This is a genomic window from Flavobacterium sp. UBA7682 (assembly GCF_002482945.1).
In the GTDB taxonomy this organism is placed as follows: domain Bacteria; phylum Bacteroidota; class Bacteroidia; order Flavobacteriales; family Flavobacteriaceae; genus Flavobacterium.
Genome location: NZ_DLGY01000045.1, coordinates 69,871 through 90,449, shown reverse-complemented (window position 1 = coordinate 90,449; position 20,579 = coordinate 69,871). Strand labels below are relative to the sequence as shown.

Below are 20,579 nucleotides of genomic sequence, written 5' to 3'. Positions count from 1 at the left end.
AACTTAACCTACTAATGCTATGGTAAGGTCAAATGTAAGTGGTTTAACATTTTGCAAACAAAAAATTTAGACGAACTGCATCAAAAATCGTTTAAAGACAAAAAATGTTAAAATTTTAGTACGCACGTGCATCTTTACCTTCGAAAAAATTCATAAATGCCTTGTTTACAACACGGTTACCTCCGGGTGTTGGATAGTCGCCGGTAAAGTACCAATCTCCTAGGTTTTTCGGACAAGCGATGTGCAAATTGTCAACAGTTTGGAAAATGATTTTTACTTCAGCTTTAATGTCTTCGGGATGCAATAACTCGGCTATTTTATTCGATATTTCAGTGTCGCTAAATGGTGCGTAAATTTCGGTTACGAAATTCACTACATCAGCGTCTTTTAAATTCTCTTGTGATTTACATTTTTTATAGACATCGTCTACGATGTGATAAAGATTTCTCTCTTTCAACAATTCAATCGCAGCTTGAAAAGCAACTAGCCCTTCTAATTTAGCCATATCAATCCCATAACAATCCGGATAACGAATTTGTGGTGCCGAAGAAACTACAACAATTCTTTTCGGATTCAATCGATCCATCATTTTAAGAATGCTTTTCTTCAAAGTCGTTCCGCGAACAATACTGTCGTCAATAATTACCAAATTATCCGTTGGTTTGATCACACCATAAGTCACATCATAAACGTGCGCAACCAAATCATCACGACTGCTATCTTCAGTGATAAAGGTTCTTAGTTTAGCATCTTTTATAGCAATCTTTTCCGTTCTGATTTTTACCGAAAGAATTTCTTCGAGTTTTTCTTTGGTTAACGTTTTACGGTTATTCAAAATAAACTGGTTCTTTCTTTGGTTCAGAAAATCATTCGCTGCTTCTACCATTCCGTAAAAAGAAGTTTCAGCCGTATTTGGTATAAAAGAGAAAACAGTATTGTCGGTATCGTTTTCAATTGAATCTAAAACCGCCGGTAAAATTAATTTACCCAATTCTTTTCTTTCCTGATAGATTTCGGCATCGCTGCCACGAGAAAAGTAAATGCGTTCAAAGGAACAAGCTTTTTTTACTGTTGGCGTAATGATTTCTTGTTGCGAAACGGTTCCGTTTTTCTTTACAATCAAAGCATGTCCGGGTTGTAATTCTTGTACCTTTTCGAAAGGGACGTTGAAGGAAGTTTGAATCACAGGTCTTTCAGAAGCGACGACTACAATTTCATCATCTTCATAAAAGTACGCCGGACGAATGCCAGCCGGATCACGGAAGACAAAGCTATCGCCGTGACCTAATAATCCTGCCATCGCATAACCGCCGTCCCAACCTTTAGAAGCCCGTTTTAAGATTTTGGCAATGTCTAATTTTTCAGCTATTATAGGGGAAGCTTCTCTTTTTGATAAGCCGTTGTTTTTACATTCTTGATATAAGTCGGTCACTTCATCATCAAGAAAATGACCTATTTTTTCCATCACAGTTACGGTATCCGCCATTTCTTTTGGATGTTGGCCTAATTCTACCAAACTGTTGAAAAGTTCGGTCACATTAGTCATGTTGAAATTTCCGGCCACGATAAGGTTTCGGTGCATCCAATTGTTCTGACGTAAAAAGGGATGAACGCTTTCAATGCTGTTTTTACCGAAAGTTCCGTAACGAACATGTCCCAAAAACAATTCGCCTATATAAGGAATGTGGTCTTTTTGCAATTGTACGTTGTCATTATATTCAGGATGCAAAGTCAGTTCTTCATTAATTCTTTCATTGATTTGCGCAAAAATATCCTGAATGGGTTGTGCTTTGTTTGAGCGCACGCGGCTGATGTATCTTTCACCCGCTTCAACGTCAAATTTAATCGAAGCAAATCCGGCGCCGTCTTGACCGCGGTTGTGTTGCTTTTCCATCAGCAAATACATTTTTTGTATGCCGTAAAAAGCGGTTCCGTATTTTTCTTTGTAGAATTCTAAGGGTTTTTTTAATCTTAAAAGGGCAATTCCACATTCGTGTTTTATTGCGTCACTCATTGTAGTTGTAGTTTGTAGTTAATTTGTTTTTTTTCGCAAAGTCGCAAATTAAAAATTCAAAATAAATTTGCGAATTCGCGGTCATTTTTTAATAAAAAATGCCCCGAAATTTCGAGGCATAAAGTTATTGTAATTCTATTTCAAATTGTGTTAAAGCTTTGAATTGTTTCAAGCGCTTGTTCACTTCTTCTTTTTTCAGTGAGAGCATTCTTTCGGTTCCGAATTGCTCCACACAGAAAGAAGCCAAGTTAGATCCTTGAATGATGGCAGTTTTCATGGTTTCAAAAGAAATATCTCCTTGTTGAGTAATGAATCCTGCAAATCCTCCGGCGAAAGTATCGCCTGCACCGGTTGGATCAAATACATCGGCCAATGGTAATGCAGGAGCAAAGAAGATGTGTTCATCGTGGAAAATCAATGCGCCATGTTCTCCTTTTTTGATTACCACATATTTTGGTCCCATCGTATGGATTTTCGCAGCCGCTTTTACCAAAGAATATTCTCCGGATAATTGACGTGCTTCTTCATCATTTATTGTAATAACGTCCACACGTTTAATAACGTCCAATAATTCAGGCAACGCACAATCCATCCAAAAATTCATAGTGTCTAAAACCACTAATTTAGGTTTTTGTGTCATTTGGTTTAAAACGCCGGTTTGAACAATAGGATGTAAGTTGCCTAACATCACTACATCCGCATTTTTAAAATGTTCCGGAACAATTGGGTTGAAATCAGCCAATACATTTAATTCAGTAGCCAAGGTATCTCTTGAGTTCATATCGTTGTGGTAACGACCACTCCAAAAGAACGTTTTGCCGCCTTTTACAATTTCTAAACCTGAAATATCAATATTTCTATCAGTTAATAAGTCTAAATATTCTTGTGGGAAATCATCACCAACCACCGATACAATAGCTGATTGTAAGTTAAAATGCGAAGCGGATAAACCGATGAAAGTTCCAGCGCCACCTAAGATTTTATCCGTTTTTCCAAAAGGTGTTTCGATAGCGTCAAAAGCAACCGTTCCTACTATTAAAAGTTTGTTCATTATTTGCGTTTCAAATTAAAGGCGCAAAGATAAGCATAAGTCATAAAGTGGCAAAGTCAAAACTGATAAAGTCATCTTAAAGTAACTTTCCTTCTTCTTTCTCATAAAAAGCGTCAATGGAAAGTTTCTCCAAACCTGAAGCATAAACCGCCAATTCATCGCAGCGCTCGTTTTGCGGATGGTTATTGTGGCCTTTAATCCATTTGAAATCGACTTGGTGTTGGCGGTAGATCTTGAGGAAGCGCATCCACAAATCGGGATTCTTTTTACCGGCGAAGTTTTTCTTTTCCCAACCAAAAACCCATTTCTTTTCAACAGCATCGACTACATATTTAGAATCGGAAATGACCAAGACTTTCATGTTGGGATTTTTGAGTTTTTCCAAACCTACGATTACGCCTAACAATTCCATCCTATTGTTGGTTGTATAGCGAAAACCTTCGTAAAATTCTTTTTTATAAGGTGTTCCAACCATTTCCATGACAACGCCATAACCGCCGTTTCCGGGATTTCCTTTGGCAGCGCCGTCGGTGTAGATGTGGACTTGGTGTGACATTTGGATTTCTTAGATTGGTTAGACTTTTTAAATGGGTTAGATTGATTGTACTTTTAGACTCCTTACGTTTTTCTAAGAAGTCTAAGTTAGTCTAATAATCTAACAGTCTTTCAATTGTTTTTGGGAAGTGTTCGTGTTCTAATGCTTGAACTTTAACCGCTATTTCTTCAGGAGATTGACAATCTTCAATATTTATATTTTGTTGAAAAATGAATTCGCCTTCGTCATAATGTTCGTTGACGTAATGAATGGTGATTCCGGTTTCTTTTTCTTTGTTTTCCAAAATAGTTTGGTGTACTTTCATACCATACATTCCTTTTCCGCCATATTTTGGTAAAAGCGCCGGATGAATATTGATGATTTTATTTGGGTATTGGTGTACAATAACATCTGGCATTTTCCAGAGAAAACCGGCCAGAACGATTAAGTCAGGTTGGAGTTTGTTGATTTTTTCTAGAACAAAGCCTTCGTTTAACTCCTCCCTATTGAAAACAAAGGAAAACACATTGTGGTATTTTGCTATATCTAAAACTTTGGCATGTAGATTGTTAGTAAAGATGCCGACTATACTTATACTATCGTTGTTTTTGAAATACTGTATGATATTCTCCACATTGGAACCAGCGCCCGAGGCAAAAAGCAGAATCTTTTTCATGGAAGATCAAATTTGGTAGCACAAAAAAAAGAATAATTACTCGAATTAAAACCATCATAATGTAAGATTCTGAAATAAATTTTTTATTTTCGTGGTCACATTTAGTAACAAAAAGGTTGTTTTAAAATAAAGTTTTTTATTTTTGCCAACAATTAAAATTAAAAAATTAGAAATTATGTCAGACATTGCATCAAGAGTAAAAGCGATTATCGTAGACAAATTAGGCGTTGACGAAAACGAAGTTGTAACAGAAGCAAGCTTCACAAATGATTTAGGCGCTGATTCATTAGACACTGTTGAGCTTATCATGGAGTTCGAAAAAGAATTTGATATTCAAATTCCGGACGACCAAGCAGAAAACATTGCTACTGTAGGTCAAGCTATTTCTTACATCGAAGAAGCAAAAAAATAATAATTAAATCACCCGTGAAGAACAACTGTTTTTCACGGGTTTTTATTATTTTTACTGAAAAGAATAAACATTGATTGATATTCAATCTTAAAATATTGAAATACCCCTGTCTCTTTAATGATTATATTTGAAGAAAACATGGGTATTATTTGTTTAAATACAATTGTAAAAAACATATTATGGCGTTAAAGCGAGTTGTAGTAACAGGTTTGGGTGCATTAACACCAATCGGAAATTCCATTGAAGAATATTGGAATGCGCTGGTAAACGGTAAAAGTGGCGCCGCTCTGATTACCTATTATGATACTGAAAAACACAAGACAAAATTTGCCTGCGAAGTCAAAAACTTCAATATTGAAGATTTTATGGACCGCAAGGAAGCTCGCAGAATGGACAAGTTTGCACAATATGCTGTGGCAGCCAGTGAAGAAGCAATAAAAGATGCCGGAATTACCAATGACAATGTAAATAAACAGAGAGTTGGTGTAATTTGGGGTGCCGGAATTGGCGGATTGGAAACTTTTCAAGATGAAGTGATAAGCTACGCTCAAGGAGATGGAACGCCAAGATTCAATCCTTTCTTTATCCCAAAAATGATTGCTGATATAGCTCCAGCTCACATTTCAATGCGAAATGGTTTTATGGGGCCAAATTATACTACCGTTTCTGCTTGCGCGTCTTCTGCCAATGCCTTGATTGATGCCTTCAACTACATTCGTTTAGGAATGTGTGATGTGATTATTTCAGGTGGTTCAGAGGCTGCAGTAACTATTGCCGGTATGGGCGGATTTAACTCCATGCAAGCTTTATCAACCAGAAATGACAGTCCGGAAACGGCGTCAAGACCCTTTGATGCTACTCGTGACGGATTTGTTTTAGGCGAAGGTGCCGGAGCTTTGGTTTTAGAAGAATACGAACATGCGAAAGCACGTGGTGCCAAAATATATTGTGAAATTGGCGGTGGCGGAATGTCCTCAGATGCTTATCACTTAACAGCTCCGCATCCGGAAGGAATTGGCGTGATTGCGGTTATGGAAAATACCTTACGTGATGCAGGAATGTCACCAGATCAAGTTGATCATATCAACACGCACGGAACTTCAACACCACTTGGTGACGTAGCCGAGTTGAAAGCGATTAGTGCCGTTTTTGGTGCTCATGCAAAAAACATCAACATCAATTCTACTAAATCGATGACAGGTCACTTACTAGGTGCTGCCGGGGCGATTGAAGCGATTGCCTCTATTTTAGCTATGAAATATGGAATTGTTCCGCCAACCATTAACCATACGGTTGTAGATGAAAACATTGATCCTTCTTTGAACCTGACTTTAAACAAAGCCCAAAAAAGAGAAGTGAAAGTGGCGATGAGCAATACTTTTGGTTTTGGTGGACACAACGCTTGCGTTTTATTCAAAAAACTCGAAGACTAAAATTAGATGAAAATTCTAAAAAATATATTTAAAAATTCCCGTTCGCAAGAGGACGGGATTTTTTTTAATGAAATTCAAAAAGTAATAGGTTTTAAACCGCAATCTATCATTTATTACGAAAAAGCATTCACGCATCGTTCCACAAACCGCATGGATTTGAAAGGCAATCCGATGAATTATGAGCGTTTGGAGTTTTTAGGCGATGCGATGTTAAGTGCGGTAATTGCTGCTCATTTATACAAAGAAGCACCGGCTGGTGACGAAGGTTATCTGACCAAAATGCGCTCCAAAATTGTAAGTCGTGAGCATTTAAACGAATTGGGAAGAGACTTAAACCTAATCCGATTTGTAGAAAGTAAAGTGCCAACGCAGCACTTTGGTGAGAACATCCACGGCAATATTTTTGAAGCCTTAGTAGGTGCTATTTTCTTAGACAAAGGGTATGAATTTTGCCAAAAATTTATCCAAAGAAGTGTTATTTTACCTTACGTCGATATTGCCAAACTGGAAGGTAAAGTTATCAGTTACAAGAGTTTACTGATTGAATGGTGTCAAAAAGAAAAGAAATCCTTTCATTATGATGTGTTTGACGACAATGGTATAGACGGGCAAAAATATTTTGGCGTAAAATTGAGTATTGACGATAAAGTCATTGCGAAAGCCAGAGCTACCTCGAAAAAGAAAGCAGAAGAAAAAGCATCTCAAAGAGCCTATTTTGCGTTTCAAGAAAAAATTGACAAAAAATAATACGAATTCCCTAAAAACTATAACGTTTTCGTTCATAAAATAACGTTAAGTCAATATTGAGTTGGTTATAATCTGTTTCAGATATACTATATTTACAACTTAAATTGCAATAGTCATGTATGTTCACAAATTGCATATTGGAGAGTTTGACGAGATAGATTATCAATTAATCGCTATTCATTCGCCTTTAGAGGATTATCGATTGGCGTATTATATCAATCAAAATTTACCCGTCAATCTCAAAAAAAGCAACTGCAACATCCATATTAGCAATAAAGATGGCGAAACCCAGTTTACGAGGTTTATTTTTGAAGATGATAAAGACATAGCGTGGAATTTGGTACAAAATCAAAATGATGCTATCCTTTCTTCGGAAAATAACAATCAAGGGTTGTTTGCCAACAGCAGCAATGAGTTTTCGCCCAAAATCTATTTGATTCCCGAGTTTAAAAAAGTAGATTACTTTTTAAAAATCGAAAACGATGAAGTTGCAATTGATGTTTCAAAAATTATCAATAGCCTCAAAAAAATAGACAGAATAAGCACTGTTTATGCCGTAGAAGTAGAAAAAATAAAGTCAAAAAATAATTTAATTTTTTAATTAAAATGCCAACAAGAAAAAAAACTAAAATTGTAGCCACACTTGGTCCTGCATGTAGTTCGAAAGAAGTAATTAAAAAAATGATTGATGCCGGAGTGAATGTATTTCGTATTAATTTCTCCCATGCCGATTATGAAGATGTAAAAGAAAGAATAGATATCATCAGAGGTTTGAATGATGAGTTTGGATATACTACCGCTATTTTAGCCGATTTACAAGGGCCAAAACTTCGCGTAGGGGTGATGAAAGAAGATGTAGTGGTGAATCCGGGCGATATTATTACATTTCAAACGGCCGAAGATGTTCCGGGAACTAAGGAACGTGTTTACATGAACTATAAAGAATTCCCAAGAGATGTAAATCCGGGGGAAAAAATTCTTTTAGACGATGGGAAACTAATGTTTGAGGCTTTGGAAACCAATGGTACTACAGAAGTAGTTTGTAAAGTAATTCAAGGCGGGCCATTAAAATCAAAAAAAGGAGTAAACCTCCCGAATACTAAAGTCTCTTTACCGGCATTGACCAAAAAGGACATTAAAGATGCACTTTTTGCAATCGAACAAGAAGTAGATTGGATTGCACTTTCTTTCGTAAGAACACCAAAAGACTTAGAAGAATTGCAAGACTTAATTGCGAAACATTCAAAATATAAAATTCCGATTGTAGCCAAAATAGAAAAACCGGAAGCCGTTGAAAATATTGATAAAATCGTGGCGTTCTGTGATGGTTTGATGGTAGCTCGTGGTGATCTTGGTGTAGAAATTCCGGCGCATGAAGTGCCATTGATTCAAAAGAAATTAATCCACAGAGCGAAAACGGCCAGAATTCCTGTAATTGTGGCTACGCAAATGATGGAAACGATGATTACCAGTTTAACACCAACTCGTGCTGAAGTAAACGATGTTGCCAATTCTGTTATGGATGGCGCTGATGCGGTAATGCTTTCTGGTGAAACTTCGGTTGGAAATTATCCGGTTGAGGTGATTGAAAAAATGACACAAATTATTGAAGCAGTAGAAGATTCTCCGCTTATTTTGGTGCCACAAAATCCGCCTCACGTAAGAACAAAACGTTTTATCACCAAATCAATTTGTTATCACGCAGCGATTATGGCGAATGAAATCAAAGCGAAAGCGATTTCTACGTTGACCAATAGTGGTTACACAGCTTTCCAAATTTCGGCTTGGAGACCAAAAGCACATATCTTGGTGTATACATCGAATAAAAGAATTTTGACCCAGTTGAATTTACTTTGGGGCGTGAATGCTTTTTTCTATGACAAATTTGTAAGCACCGATGATACGGTTGGAGATGTGAATGATATTGCCAAAGCTAACGGTTATGTGAAAAAGGGCGATATGTTAATCAACTTAGCTGCGATGCCTGTTGCCGATAAAGGAATGGTAAATACTTTGAGAGTTTCTGAAATAGAATAATTTTATTACTTTTAGGCTTTAAATTTTTTTAAAACAAGAAATATGAATTCAAACAATCCGTTTTTTAAAAACAAAACTTTTTCAAATACTTCTCGTGCTAATGAAGTAGTACACGAAGCAACAGTTATTGATTACAACCAAACGATGACGGTTTCGGGAACGATTAACAAAAGTTTTCTAATGCTGGTTTTATTAATTGCCAGTGCTGCGGTTACTTGGATGATGACTTTTGATGGTCAAAACCCTATTGTGTTAACAATTGGCGGTGCTATTGTTGGATTAATTTTAGTGTTAATCGCTACCTTTAAACCGCAATATTCAACTTATTTAGCACCGGGTTATGCCATTTTCGAAGGCCTTTTCATTGGTGGTATTTCCGCTATATTTGAAGTAATGTATCCCGGAATTGTGATTCAAGCCGTGAGTTGTACGTTTGTTACGTTTATGGTTTGTTTCGGTTTGTACAAATACGGAATCGTAAAAGTAAACGACAAATTCAGATCAGTTGTGGTTGCAGCGACATTAGCGATTGCAACTTATTATTTAATTTCATGGTTGTTGTCGATGTTTACCAGTTTTACGCCGGTTCACCACGGAAATTCATTGATTAGTATCGGAATTAGTGTGTTTGTAATTGTAATTGCCGCATTGAATTTGTTTTTAGACTTTGACCAAATTGAAAAAGGCGTGGAGCAAAAAATGCCTAAATATATGGAATGGTATGGCGCAATGGGATTGATGATTACCTTGGTTTGGTTGTACATTGAATTCTTAAGATTGTTGTCAAAATTATCGAGCAGAGATTAATCTCAACATATAAAAATAAAAACCGACCAATTAGGTCGGTTTTTTTTTACTTCGTACAATTGCTTCGCCAGTTCAGCTAAAGCTTCGAGCCGGCCTACGGCCTCAGGTTGGCTAAAACTCAAACTTTAATTGTACCACAACAGTCTTTTTGATTTCGGTATTCAAGTTATTCAAAGAAATCCCAAGCAGTCGAACCGATTCTTTCATCCGTTCCTGAAACAAAAGCTCTTTTGCGGTCTCGAGAAGCAATCCTTTGTCAGAAATGAAGTAAGGCAAAGTCTTGCTCCGTGTTTGGGTCGTAAAATCGCTGTATTTGATTTTGAGTGTAACAGTTTTTCCGGAAATATTATATTTTTTTAGTCGGTTTTCCAATTCGCTAGCGATACGCTCCAGTTTTTCAATCATAAAAATCTCTGAAGTCAGGTTTTCGTTAAAAGTGTGTTCGGCCGCAACTGATTTCGCAATGCGATTGGGTTTGACCGCACTATTGTGAATACCGCGCACGATATTATAAAAATGCAGACCACTTTTACTAAAATGCTCTTCGAGAAATTCTCTTGATTTTGACTTTAAATCTTTTCCGGTAAAAATGCCTAAATGGTACATTCTATCCGTAGTGACTTTACCGATACCGTAGAATTTTTTGATGTCTAAATTTTCCAGAAAAGTTTCCACTTCTTCAGGATTGACGGTTTTTTGACCATTGGGTTTGTTGTAATCGCTGGCAATTTTGGCCACAAATTTATTCACCGAAATTCCGGCGGAAGCTGTTAAACCAACTTCTTCAAAAATTCTTTTTCGAATTTCTTGCGCTATGAGCGAAGCGCTCGGATTGCCTTTTTTATTTTGGGTGACATCCAAATAAGCTTCATCTAAAGACAAGGGTTCAACCAAATCGGTATACTCGTGAAATATCTTTCGGATTTGTTTGGAGATTTCTTTGTAGCGGTCAAACCTTGGGCGAACAAAAATCAAATCGGGACAATTCCTTTTCGCCTGAATCCCACTCATGGCTGATCGAACTCCAAATTTCCGGGCTTCATAACTCGCTGCTGAAACCACACCACGGACTTCGCTTCCGCCAACTGCCAATGGTTTTCCTTTGAGTTCAGGATTGTCCAATTGTTCTACCGAAGCGTAGAAAGCATCCATGTCGATGTGGATTATTTTTCGGTATACAACTTCGGATTCCATTTTATTTGTCTTTTACCGGAAAGAAAAATGCAGTCGGACGTTTTTTAAAATAAGCCCAGGTTGAACTAAATAAGAAGCGCAATTCCGAAAGTGGAATATTTCGAGAACGGAAGGCCAATCCTAATGAAAGTGAAAAACTCACAGCAAAATTGACAAATCCAATCAGGCCAATACCAATGATTCCCCAAACGATAGTAGATAAATCAACAATAAAATCGGAACCATACAAACCTAAGGCAAAGTTACCACTGGCAAAAGTGATATGACGTATATCAAGATTTAAACCCAGAAAAGCACCAACCGAAGCAGTGCTTCCTAAAAATACACCAAACCAACCGTTGGAAACTACGCCGGCCCAATTGTTTTCGAACCATTGGGCAATTGCATTGGTTTTTACAATCCCTAAGTTTTGTTTCAAAACCGGATGTTCTTTGATTCTGTAATACACTTGATTGTGTTTGTTTTTATTAGAAATGTTGCCCGAAATAATACCGGAAAGGAATAAAAATACACCGGCAATAGCAGCATGAAGAATAGCAGCAGAAGTTATTGGTGACAAATCATTCAATAGCTTAGCCGATTTTTCGAAAGCAATATTATAGTCGAAAAAATAATCAATCAGCCAAATCCCCAGCATTGCTAGCGGAAAAGCCATTAAAACATTGCCCACAAAAGCAATAAACTGAGAACGGAATAGCCGAGCAAAAAGTTTGGCAAACGAACTGTGTTTGTTTTCGTTTTTAGTATGTTTTTTCATCCCGCTTTCCAAGGCTTTGATCAAGGTAGCTGCAGTCATTGCGGGTTGTTTGGTAGCCAAAGTATAACCCAAAAGAAAAATAATAATAAATCCAATGGAATAATTTAAGCTATAATAAAAAGCATGGCCAAAATCACTGCTGTCCATTTTTGAAAGTAAGAGCTTGATAACACACAAGATTCCAACAATAAATCCACCACCAATGGCCGCTTTGAGCATCGAAAAATATTCTGATTTGCTCTCGGTAATATAATGTTCACCTGTTTTTGCGGTATGTTGTGTTATTTCGTAGGATATCAGTTGTGTGCTTTCGTTGATTAATTGGCGCACATTGTTTTTATGGCAATTGTATTTAATCAATCGCAACACCAATAGGATAACATTGTTTTTTTTGTCAATTTCTTTATTGACCACCAAGGTTGAAATTAAAACTTTTACCCGTTGTAATTGTTGTCGTATGCGAAGCAAACTTTGATTTACTTTGATGGAAATTCCAAATTTGGTAATATTACTAAAAGCTTTGTCCACATAATCTTCACATTGTTTGTGAAAAATAATCAATTGTTTATAATTGATGTCTTCAGAGTCTATATAGTGATTCTCTCCTTTTTTTATTCTCCTGTGGATTGTATAGAGTTCGTTTTCAAAAGCAACAAAGGGACTTTCCAACTCTTCGTATTCCGGAACCATTTTGATGACATCATTTTCCATGGATCGACCGCTCATGCGTTGGGAAATCAATCCCATTGCATTCATTACTTCGGACAGTATTGATTTTTCTTCAACTGAATTATAACCATTTTCAAAACCAAGAATGTCAAATAGTTTTTGGAGTTCTTCAAACGGAATTCGGGCAATCCAAATGGGATCAGTGCTTTTGAAAAAAACTTGGTTCAACACAAACTCTAAAGTATCTTTCTCGGGTTGAAAAGGTAAAATTTTGGCAAATAATCGCTGTCTTACTTCATAGATAAAATCAGAATCTCTGAGAATTCCTGTGTCTGATAAAACGCGACTGAATTTTCTTTGGTGAAGTAACTCGGTTAAATGATCTTTCAGTAGTTTTTTTTGTTGTAGGTTCTCGGTTAGGAATTGTAAAAGCGGTTCAATCGAAATAACACTTTCGGTTTTGGGATTGCCGGGGCGAAAAAAATTAACCAAGTCGATCAAAAAAAGTAAGCCATCGTTCGACTTATAGCTGCTTTCGTTGAAATACAAGTCGAACAAATCGCCCACAGTATTGATGCTTCTTTTGTGGCGGTAAAATTTCATCTAAAAATTGTTGTGGCTATTAAGATTATGGTAAAAATACAATTTTCAAAGTTATATATTTCATAACTTGCTCCTAAATAAATAAAGAAAAAATGGTTGAAATTGAACGTAAATTTTTAGTGCTTTCCCATGATTTTGTAAAGGAAGCTTTTTCCCGGAAAAGAATTGTGCAAGCCTATTTGAGTTCAAATCCCGATAGAACAGTTCGTATCAGAATTAAAGGTGACAAAGGTTTTATCACGATAAAAGGCAAAAGTAATTCTAATGGTACAACCCGTTTGGAATGGGAAAGAGAAATTAGTTTGATGGAAGCAGAAACGTTATTGTCTCTTTGCGAAAGTGGTACGATTGACAAAATTCGCTACGAAATAAAAGTAGGCAATCACGTTTATGAAGTCGATATCTTTTCCGGAGAAAATGAAGGTTTAGTGATGGCCGAAATCGAATTGGAATCGGAAGGAGAAACTTTTGAAAAACCCAATTGGTTGGGCGAAGAAGTAACCAATGACGAGCGTTATTACAATGCGTATTTGAGTAAAAAGCCGTTTACTACTTGGTGATTATTTTCTTTCTTCAACAACTTCTATTTTTACAATCACCACGCCTGAATTTTTATTGGTAGCAATATCCATAAAAGCCCTGCGGCTTAAATCAATTTCACGCACTTTGGAGAACGGACCACGATCGGTAATTTCAACTACGACAGATTTTCCGTTGGTTTCGTTGGTAACTTTTACAAGGGTTCCAAAAGGTAGTTTTTTGTGAGCAGCAGTATATTTGTTGTTGTCAAATCGTTTTCCGCTGGCCGTTCTTTTACCGTTAAATTTATTGTGGTAGTAGGAAGCGTGAGCACTTTTTTTGTAAATTTTTAATTTTGAATTCGGGTCAATCTGTAGTGTGTCAGTTTCTTGAAAATCGATGGCAGATCTGCTTTTTAAAGTATCTGCAACTACTTTGGGTTTGTCTTTATTGTCTTTGACTGTGGTAGTTTTCTCTTTGCTTTTCTCTTGTTGAGGTTTTTCCTTTTGTTGCGGATTTTTAACAATAGCATTGAAAGTAAAAACAGAAGTTATAATGGAAAAAAAGAGGATGACTATTTTGGTATTCATAAGGAGCTTTTTAATTAGTAAAAGGGTTTTGCAAAAACCGTACCTTGATAAAAAAAGTCCTTTTCAGGACTTTAAATTTTATTTGTTAGAACCACAATTTCCAAGGAATTCGGCTCAATATCAAGAGCAAACCTAATCCGTAGAATATGGCGATTGATCTGAATTTTCCTGTGCTGGTAGTTGCTTTTTTGTGTTTAGACCAACCGATGGTAATTAAAATGATAGCAATAATATTGGTTAAAGGATGTTCAAGAACAGTTAATCTTAATTCTGCATTTTTCATAGCTGCTCCAGAAAGCTGTTCAAATCCTTTGGAAGAAACGAAATAAAGAATTAATCCAACCACTAATTGTATGTGTGTTGCAATCAAACCAAACAAAGCAATTTTTCGGTCTTTGGCGGTAAATTCTTTTTTGGATGACATTCCAATAAACGAATTAACAACAGCGACAACCAATAATAATAGTGCTAAATAAGCCCAGCCCGAATGGAATTTTTGAATGAAATCGTTCATAGTTTAATTTTTAGAATAACAAATATAACGAAAAAGGCATAAAAAAACCTCAAACTAAGTTGAGGTTTTTGTCAAATTACTGATTTTCTAAAAGTTATAACTGATAGAAAAATTCCAAGTTCTACCAAATCCAAAATATACTTGATTGGTTTGGTCTAAACCATCATATGTTCTTAAATTAGTCAGATAGGTGTTGTAATTAGTTGTGTTAGGAGTACCATCTGAATTTAAAAAATCTCCTTGATTTTTGATGTGAATGTTTGTTCTTGATTCTGAAATATAAATTTCATCCAATAGGTTATTTACATTTAATCTGAAGTTAACCGAATTAGATTTGTCTTTTCCAACCAACATTTTATAAGAGAAACCGGCATCGACTAAGCCATAAGAAGGCAATAATAAAGAACCTTTGTCATTTGCTGCTTGGGTTCTGAAATTGGTTGGGTCAATGCTGGCATAAAGTTCATCCACAAAGCGATAATTCCCATCGATTTTTACTCTTTCCACTACTTCGAATGATGCACCGATACTGGCCGTTGTTTGAGCAGCATCGCCTACTTTTAAACCGTCAATATACAGCGTTTCGGTAAATACATCACCGCTTGGATTGGTAATAACAATATTATTGTCATCTTGATAGTTCGCTACTACATTACTTCCGTATTTCCAGTTTCCAAGAGAAAACATTCCATTGATAGCGATTCTTTTGATTGGTTTGTAGGTAAAGTCAAACTCACCACCAATGTGTATTTGTTCTACTCCTTGTAAAAAAGCATTTCCTAAAATAGTTGGCGTTGCGGAGTTTAAATCATTATCAATATTAGCAGTCAATCTGATGAATCGGTCTTTCCAAGAAGTTCTGTAGAAGTTTAAATTGGCACTAAATTTTGAAGATCTAAAACCATAACCGGCTTCAACTCCCAATATTTTTTCATTAGTAAGGTTTTCATTTACTATAGAAGCATTATTAGGGAATACCGCATTGAAGAAAGGCTGCTTAGAGTAATAACCGGCATTTACAAACACGTTGTGGTTGCGGTTGATGTTGTAATTCAAACCACCTTTAATGTTTCCGCCAAGAAGATTTTCATAATCAGTAGAATATAATGGATCAGAGGTTAGGTATTTGAAATAATCATCTCTTCTGAATCCTTGTTGAGAAACCGCACCTTGGATAAAAGCGGTTAATTTTTCAGTAGAATATTCTAATTGTGTAAACAGACCATACCATCTAACCAAACCATCATTGTTGTAATTGATTTTTTGTTGGTAATCTGAATTGAATAAAGGATTAAAGTGTGGTTTAGTCGAATGTTCAAAAGTCAAAACTCTGTTGGGATTATTAACATCAAAGTTATCGGCAAAATTGTCTGCACCCAATAAATCATTGATGTTTTGAAAATGAATTCCTCTATAAGTTCTGGCGTCTAAACCAAAATCCAACATCAGTTTGTCGTTAAATTTTTTGTTTAAATTAATGATTCCGCCATACCAGTTGTGTGAATTGATAGATGATATTTTCGAAATACCATTTGTTCCATTGTTCGAAGTTGAGTTACTGTTTTGATAAAATCCACCAATAGTTCCTCTCGGATTGTTATTTGGAATTTGGGGACCAGAAGAAGGAATGATTGATACATTTTGTCCTGAATTCCAAGCTTGAATTAAATCAACATCTATAGTTCCATCCGGTTTTCTAAGATTTGGAGCAAAAAATCTGTTGCCTCTAATAGCACCGGTTCCATTGCTTCCGCCACCACGACCCCAAGAACCATAAACTACGGTAGATAATTTGGTTGATTCGTTGATTTTCCAATCCCAATTTAAGGAAGCTACAGGTTTGTGATAATAGTTGGTTCTGAAACTGTATTCTTTTCCATCTAAATAACCCCAATCAGAGTTGTATCTGATATTTGGTTCATTGCCACCTTCACCATATTTTATATAATCAGAAATGGTTGGTGCATTCGATCTTTGATTGTGCCATTGCGGCGCTCCGGTAAAAGTAATTTGAAAGTCATGTTTTTTATTCAATTCATAGCCCAAAGCCACAAAATAGTTAGCTGCGGCAAATTTAGTTCCATCCACAAAACCATCACCAAATGTTTGGCTTATTAATAATGAAGCTGAAAAGCCGTTTTCTAATTTACCGCTTGAATAGGAAGCTAATGTTTTTAGATAATCGTCATTTCCAATGGTTGATGAAAATGTTCCGCCTTGTTTTAAATCGGAAGTTTTGGTAACTACATTGATTGTACCTCCAACTGATGAAATGGCTAATTTGGACGAACCGAGACCTCTTTGTACCTGCATCGCTGAAGTAACATCTGATAATCCCGCCCAGTTACTCCAAAATACCCTGCTGTTTTCCATGTCGTTTACCGGAACACCATTAATCATTACAGCAATATTTTCTTGAGAAAAACCACGAATATTGATTCTCGAATCTCCAAAACCACCACCCGTTTTGGTAACATATACCGAAGGCGTATTGTTAAGTATTTCCGGAAATTCCTGACTACCTAATTTTTCAATGATTTCAGCCGATTTAATAGTGGAAACGGCTATAGGAGTTTTTCGGTCTTTAGCGATATCAATTACGCTCGACTTTATTACAATTTCCTCGAGTTGATTTGACTCAGGATTAAGTCTGATAACACCTAAATCTAAAACGCCATTTTTTTCTACAGAAAAATTCAAAGTTTTTGTTTGAAAACCAATATAGGTGATGATTAACTGACCTGAATTGGTTTTAGTGCTAATAGAAAATTTACCATCAACATCTGTTGTAGTGCCATCAGTTGTTCCTTTGATTAAAACATTTACTCCAGGTAAACCGCCATTTAGTTCAGCATCCAAGATAGTTCCGGAAACCTTTCCCTGTGAAAAAGCAAGGGAAGCAAAAAGACTAAAAATTATTATAAAATAATTGTTTTTAAAATTTTTCATTTTGAGTTGTTTAAATTTTTCTGCAAAATTCAATCAACCAAAAAGAAGAGGAGTTAACAAAATATTAAGAAAACTTTGTCTTTGATAAAGGCTTATTTATTTTTTAAAAAATGTTTCAAAAGAAATTCGGTAGAGCTGTCATGTTGTTTTACATCACCGGAATGAATTTCTTCCAATATCGAATTCGCCAATTGTTTGCCCAGTTCAACACCCCATTGGTCATAGCTGAAAATGTTCCAAATAATGCCTTGTACAAAGATTTTGTGTTCGTATAAAGCAATTAATGAACCCAATGATTTTGGCGTTAATTTTTCAATCAAAAGTGTGTTGGTCGGTTTATTTCCCGTGAAAACTTTAAAGGGTAAAAGATAAGCGGCTTTTTCTCCGGTTACATTTTGTTTTTCGAATTCGGCTTTGACTTGAGCTTCAGTTTTGCCGTTTAGCAAGGCTTCGGTTTGCGCAAAAAAGTTCGACATCAATTTATCATGATGGTCTTGATTGCCATATAACGGTTTTACGTAACCAATAAAATCCGTTGGAATCAACTTGGTTCCTTGGTGAATTAATTGGAAAAATGCATGCTGAGAATTGGTTCCGGGTTCGCCCCAAATAATCGTTCCGGTTTGGTAATTAACCGGTTTTCCATCGCGCCCAACACTTTTTCCATTGCTTTCCATAATGCCTTGTTGTAGATATGGTGCTAATTTTTGTAAATATTGAGTGTATGGAATTAAAGCCTCACTTTCGGCACCAAAAAAGTTATTGTACCAAATGCTTAACAAAGCCAAAATCACCGGAATATTTTTGTCAAAAGATTCGTTTTTGAAATGGTCGTCCATTTCGTTTGCGCCTTTTAATAAGTCGTCAAAATTATCAAAACCAACCGCCAAACTGATGGATAAACCAACCGCGCTCCAAAGCGAAAAACGACCGCCAACCCAATCCCACATCGGGAAAATATTATCCGGATTGATTCCGAATTCGGTTACTTTTTGAATATTAGTTGAAACGGCAACAAAGTGTTTGGCAACCTCTTCTTGTTTGGCTGATTTTAAAAACCATGCGCGAATCGTTTCGGCATTGGAAAGCGTTTCCTGTGTGGTAAATGTTTTTGAAGCGATGACGAAAAGCGTCGTTTCGGGATTCAATTTTTTGATGATTTCGTTTACATGATCGCCATCGACATTGGATACAAAATGAACGGTTAATTGGTTTTTGTAGAACTGTAAAGCCTCAACGACCATTGCTGGACCAAGGTCTGAACCTCCAATTCCGATGTTAACCACATCTGTAAATGCTTTTCCGGTGAAACCTTTTCTTTGTCCAGAAATGACTTCGTTGGAGAAAGCCTTTATTTTATTTTTTACCGCATAAATCTCCGGCATTACATTTTCTCCATCGACTAAAACACTGGCAGTTTCAGGCGAACGCAAAGCAGTATGTAAAACGGCTCTGTTTTCGGTTTGATTGATGGCATCACCTTTGAAATATTGTGCAATGGCTTCCTGAAGATTGGCTTCTTTGGCTAATTCCTGCAATAAATTGAAAGTATCTTGACTGATGATATTTTTAGAATAATCGACTAAAAAATCATTCCATTGGATATGAAATTTTGATGCTCTTGTGGTATCATTGGCAAACATTTCCTTCATGGAAACGTTTTTCATTTGAGCGTAATGTTGGTTCAGTTTTTCCCAAGCGTTTGTGCTTGTAGGATTGAGTTGTGTTAATGCCATTCGTTTACATTTGAATGACAAATTTACAAATATTGATTGGTATAAGTGATGTGAATATTTTACGCTAACGTTGTAGTTGCAAAATATTTTTAAATTAATCTCTAAACTTTAATGAAGCAGTACTATCCAACACTTTTTTCAATGGAGTGATTACTTCTAGGAATTTCTGTTTGTATTTGGAATCCATTGGAGTAGAAGTAGGCAGTTTTAAACGCAATGCATCAACTTGTACGCCATTTTTCCAGAAACGATAACAAACATGTGGTCCGGTGGCTAAACCTGTGCTACCAACTTTGCCGATGACTTGCCCTTGAGTTACTCTTTGACCACGTTTGACCAAAATTTTGGACATGTGTAAGTATTGGGTCGAATAAGTCCTGTCGTGTTTTACTTTAACAAAATTTCCGTTTCCGGTGGTAAATCCGGCTTGTTCAACAACTCCGGCAGCGGTAGACATAATTGGTGTTCCGGTTGGTGCTGCATAATCTGTTCCGTTGTGGGCTTTCCATCTTTTTTGTACCGGATGGAATCTGTTTTTGGTATATCTTGAGGTGATATTGACAAATTTCAGCGGCGCTTTCAGGAAGAAATTTTTCAGCGTTTTTCCTTCTTCATCATAATATTCCAGTCTTTTAGAACTTTCATTAGGCGAGAAAGGAAAGGCGTAGATTTTTTTGCCTTTGTACTCAAAAAAAGAAGCTTTTAAACTGTCTACACCGTCATAAACGGTGTCATTGATATAACGTTCGGTAAAAGTCAAGCCAAATTTATCTCCTTTTTGGAGTTTGAAAAAGTCAATCGACCAAGCGTATATTTTGGCAATTTTGGAAGCCAAAGCGGGATCAACATTTTCTTTGGCCAAAGTTTCCGATAACGAACCATCTAAAGCACCGGCAATTGTTCTGGTTTTAAAAGTTAACGGTCTGGTTTTCTTGTGGGCAATAATAGAATCTCTAAAATCGATTACATAATAATTGATTTTATCAGGTTGGTATATAAAATATTGAATTTTATTGGTTTTGCCTTTGCTGCGAAGAATAGAATAAGTTTTTCCTTTTCTAATGTTTCGCACGTCAAAGCTATCTTTGACTTTAGCCGCGATGTCGAAAACGCCTTTGTTGCCTAAGTTTTGTTTGTCAATAATACTGCCAAAAGTATCGCCTGATTTTACGGTGTCATTTACAATATTAAAATCATTCAGATTAAATCCGAAATCGATCAATTTTGGTTTTGGCTTTTCTACAATGAATTCTTCCTCTTTTGTTTTATCACAAGAAATTACAAAAGAAGTAAGCACTATGGCAAGGAGGATTTTTTGAAAGATTTTCGACATCAT

18 protein-coding genes are annotated in these 20,579 nt (G+C 36.2%); 7 read left to right on the top strand and 11 right to left on the bottom strand.

Going from position 1 to position 20,579, the window contains the following annotated elements; translation table 11 throughout:
- Positions 1–115: 115 nt before the first annotated feature.
- The 4 genes from B3C16_RS13370 to B3C16_RS13355 form a co-directional block, all read right to left on the bottom strand.
- Positions 116–2,014: an amidophosphoribosyltransferase gene (locus B3C16_RS13370; protein ID WP_121312069.1), complete on the bottom strand. Its 1,899-nt coding sequence runs from the start codon at positions 2,012–2,014 to the stop codon at positions 116–118.
- Positions 2,015–2,138: 124 nt separating this feature from the next.
- Positions 2,139–3,065, bottom strand: a complete 927-nt coding sequence (locus B3C16_RS13365; protein ID WP_121312068.1) for a PfkB family carbohydrate kinase — start codon at positions 3,063–3,065, stop codon at positions 2,139–2,141.
- Positions 3,066–3,141: 76 nt separating this feature from the next.
- Complete coding sequence (rnhA, locus tag B3C16_RS13360; protein WP_121312067.1) at positions 3,142–3,621, bottom strand: ribonuclease HI; 480 nt, start codon at positions 3,619–3,621, stop codon at positions 3,142–3,144.
- Positions 3,622–3,712: 91 nt separating this feature from the next.
- Positions 3,713–4,276: a phosphoribosylglycinamide formyltransferase gene (locus B3C16_RS13355; RefSeq protein WP_291132551.1), complete on the bottom strand. Its 564-nt coding sequence runs from the start codon at positions 4,274–4,276 to the stop codon at positions 3,713–3,715.
- Positions 4,277–4,451: 175 nt separating this feature from the next.
- Here B3C16_RS13355 and B3C16_RS13350 point away from each other — a divergent pair, with 175 nt between their 5' ends.
- The 6 genes from B3C16_RS13350 to B3C16_RS13325 all read left to right on the top strand — a co-directional run bounded on the left by B3C16_RS13350 (position 4,452) and on the right by B3C16_RS13325 (position 9,712).
- On the top strand, positions 4,452–4,688 hold the full coding sequence (locus B3C16_RS13350; RefSeq protein ID WP_007137004.1) for an acyl carrier protein: 237 nt from the start codon (positions 4,452–4,454) through the stop codon (positions 4,686–4,688).
- A gap of 179 nt (positions 4,689–4,867) precedes the next feature.
- Positions 4,868–6,121 (top strand): beta-ketoacyl-ACP synthase II, encoded by a 1,254-nt coding sequence (gene fabF / locus B3C16_RS13345; RefSeq protein WP_121312065.1) that lies wholly within the window; start codon positions 4,868–4,870, stop codon positions 6,119–6,121.
- A 6-nt stretch (positions 6,122–6,127) separates the two neighbouring features.
- Complete coding sequence (gene rnc, locus B3C16_RS13340; RefSeq protein ID WP_121312064.1) at positions 6,128–6,868, top strand: ribonuclease III; 741 nt, start codon at positions 6,128–6,130, stop codon at positions 6,866–6,868.
- Positions 6,869–6,983: 115 nt separating this feature from the next.
- Positions 6,984–7,469: an IPExxxVDY family protein gene (locus B3C16_RS13335; RefSeq protein ID WP_121312063.1), complete on the top strand. Its 486-nt coding sequence runs from the start codon at positions 6,984–6,986 to the stop codon at positions 7,467–7,469.
- Between the two features lie 5 nt (positions 7,470–7,474).
- The gene (gene pyk, locus B3C16_RS13330) at positions 7,475–8,905 is read left to right on the top strand and encodes a pyruvate kinase (protein ID WP_121312062.1); all 1,431 of its coding nucleotides are present in this window, start codon (positions 7,475–7,477) and stop codon (positions 8,903–8,905) included.
- A 42-nt stretch (positions 8,906–8,947) separates the two neighbouring features.
- Positions 8,948–9,712 (top strand): Bax inhibitor-1/YccA family protein, encoded by a 765-nt coding sequence (locus B3C16_RS13325; RefSeq protein ID WP_121312061.1) that lies wholly within the window; start codon positions 8,948–8,950, stop codon positions 9,710–9,712.
- Between the two features lie 111 nt (positions 9,713–9,823).
- On the opposite strand, the gene dinB is transcribed toward B3C16_RS13325, so the two are convergent.
- The gene (gene dinB / locus B3C16_RS13320) at positions 9,824–10,906 is read right to left on the bottom strand and encodes a DNA polymerase IV (RefSeq protein WP_291132547.1); all 1,083 of its coding nucleotides are present in this window, start codon (positions 10,904–10,906) and stop codon (positions 9,824–9,826) included.
- Between the two features lies 1 nt (position 10,907).
- Positions 10,908–12,935, bottom strand: coding sequence for a recombinase (locus B3C16_RS13315; RefSeq protein ID WP_291132545.1), 2,028 nt, complete (start codon positions 12,933–12,935; stop codon positions 10,908–10,910).
- A gap of 92 nt (positions 12,936–13,027) precedes the next feature.
- Between B3C16_RS13315 and B3C16_RS13310 the strand changes: the two genes are divergently transcribed.
- The gene (locus tag B3C16_RS13310; RefSeq protein WP_291132543.1) at positions 13,028–13,495 is read left to right on the top strand and encodes a CYTH domain-containing protein; all 468 of its coding nucleotides are present in this window, start codon (positions 13,028–13,030) and stop codon (positions 13,493–13,495) included.
- Here B3C16_RS13310 and B3C16_RS13305 read toward each other — a convergent pair whose 3' ends face one another.
- The 5 genes from B3C16_RS13305 to B3C16_RS13285 all read right to left on the bottom strand — a co-directional run bounded on the left by B3C16_RS13305 (position 13,496) and on the right by B3C16_RS13285 (position 20,579).
- Positions 13,496–14,044, bottom strand: a complete 549-nt coding sequence (locus B3C16_RS13305; protein ID WP_121312057.1) for a septal ring lytic transglycosylase RlpA family protein — start codon at positions 14,042–14,044, stop codon at positions 13,496–13,498.
- Positions 14,045–14,129: 85 nt separating this feature from the next.
- Entirely contained in the window at positions 14,130–14,558 is a 429-nt protein-coding gene (locus B3C16_RS13300) for a hypothetical protein (protein WP_291132541.1), read from the bottom strand.
- Between the two features lie 87 nt (positions 14,559–14,645).
- Positions 14,646–17,507: a TonB-dependent receptor gene (locus B3C16_RS13295; RefSeq protein ID WP_291132539.1), complete on the bottom strand. Its 2,862-nt coding sequence runs from the start codon at positions 17,505–17,507 to the stop codon at positions 14,646–14,648.
- A gap of 92 nt (positions 17,508–17,599) precedes the next feature.
- Complete coding sequence (pgi, locus tag B3C16_RS13290) at positions 17,600–19,243, bottom strand: glucose-6-phosphate isomerase (protein ID WP_291132537.1); 1,644 nt, start codon at positions 19,241–19,243, stop codon at positions 17,600–17,602.
- A gap of 94 nt (positions 19,244–19,337) precedes the next feature.
- Complete coding sequence (locus B3C16_RS13285; RefSeq protein ID WP_291132535.1) at positions 19,338–20,579, bottom strand: M23 family metallopeptidase; 1,242 nt, start codon at positions 20,577–20,579, stop codon at positions 19,338–19,340.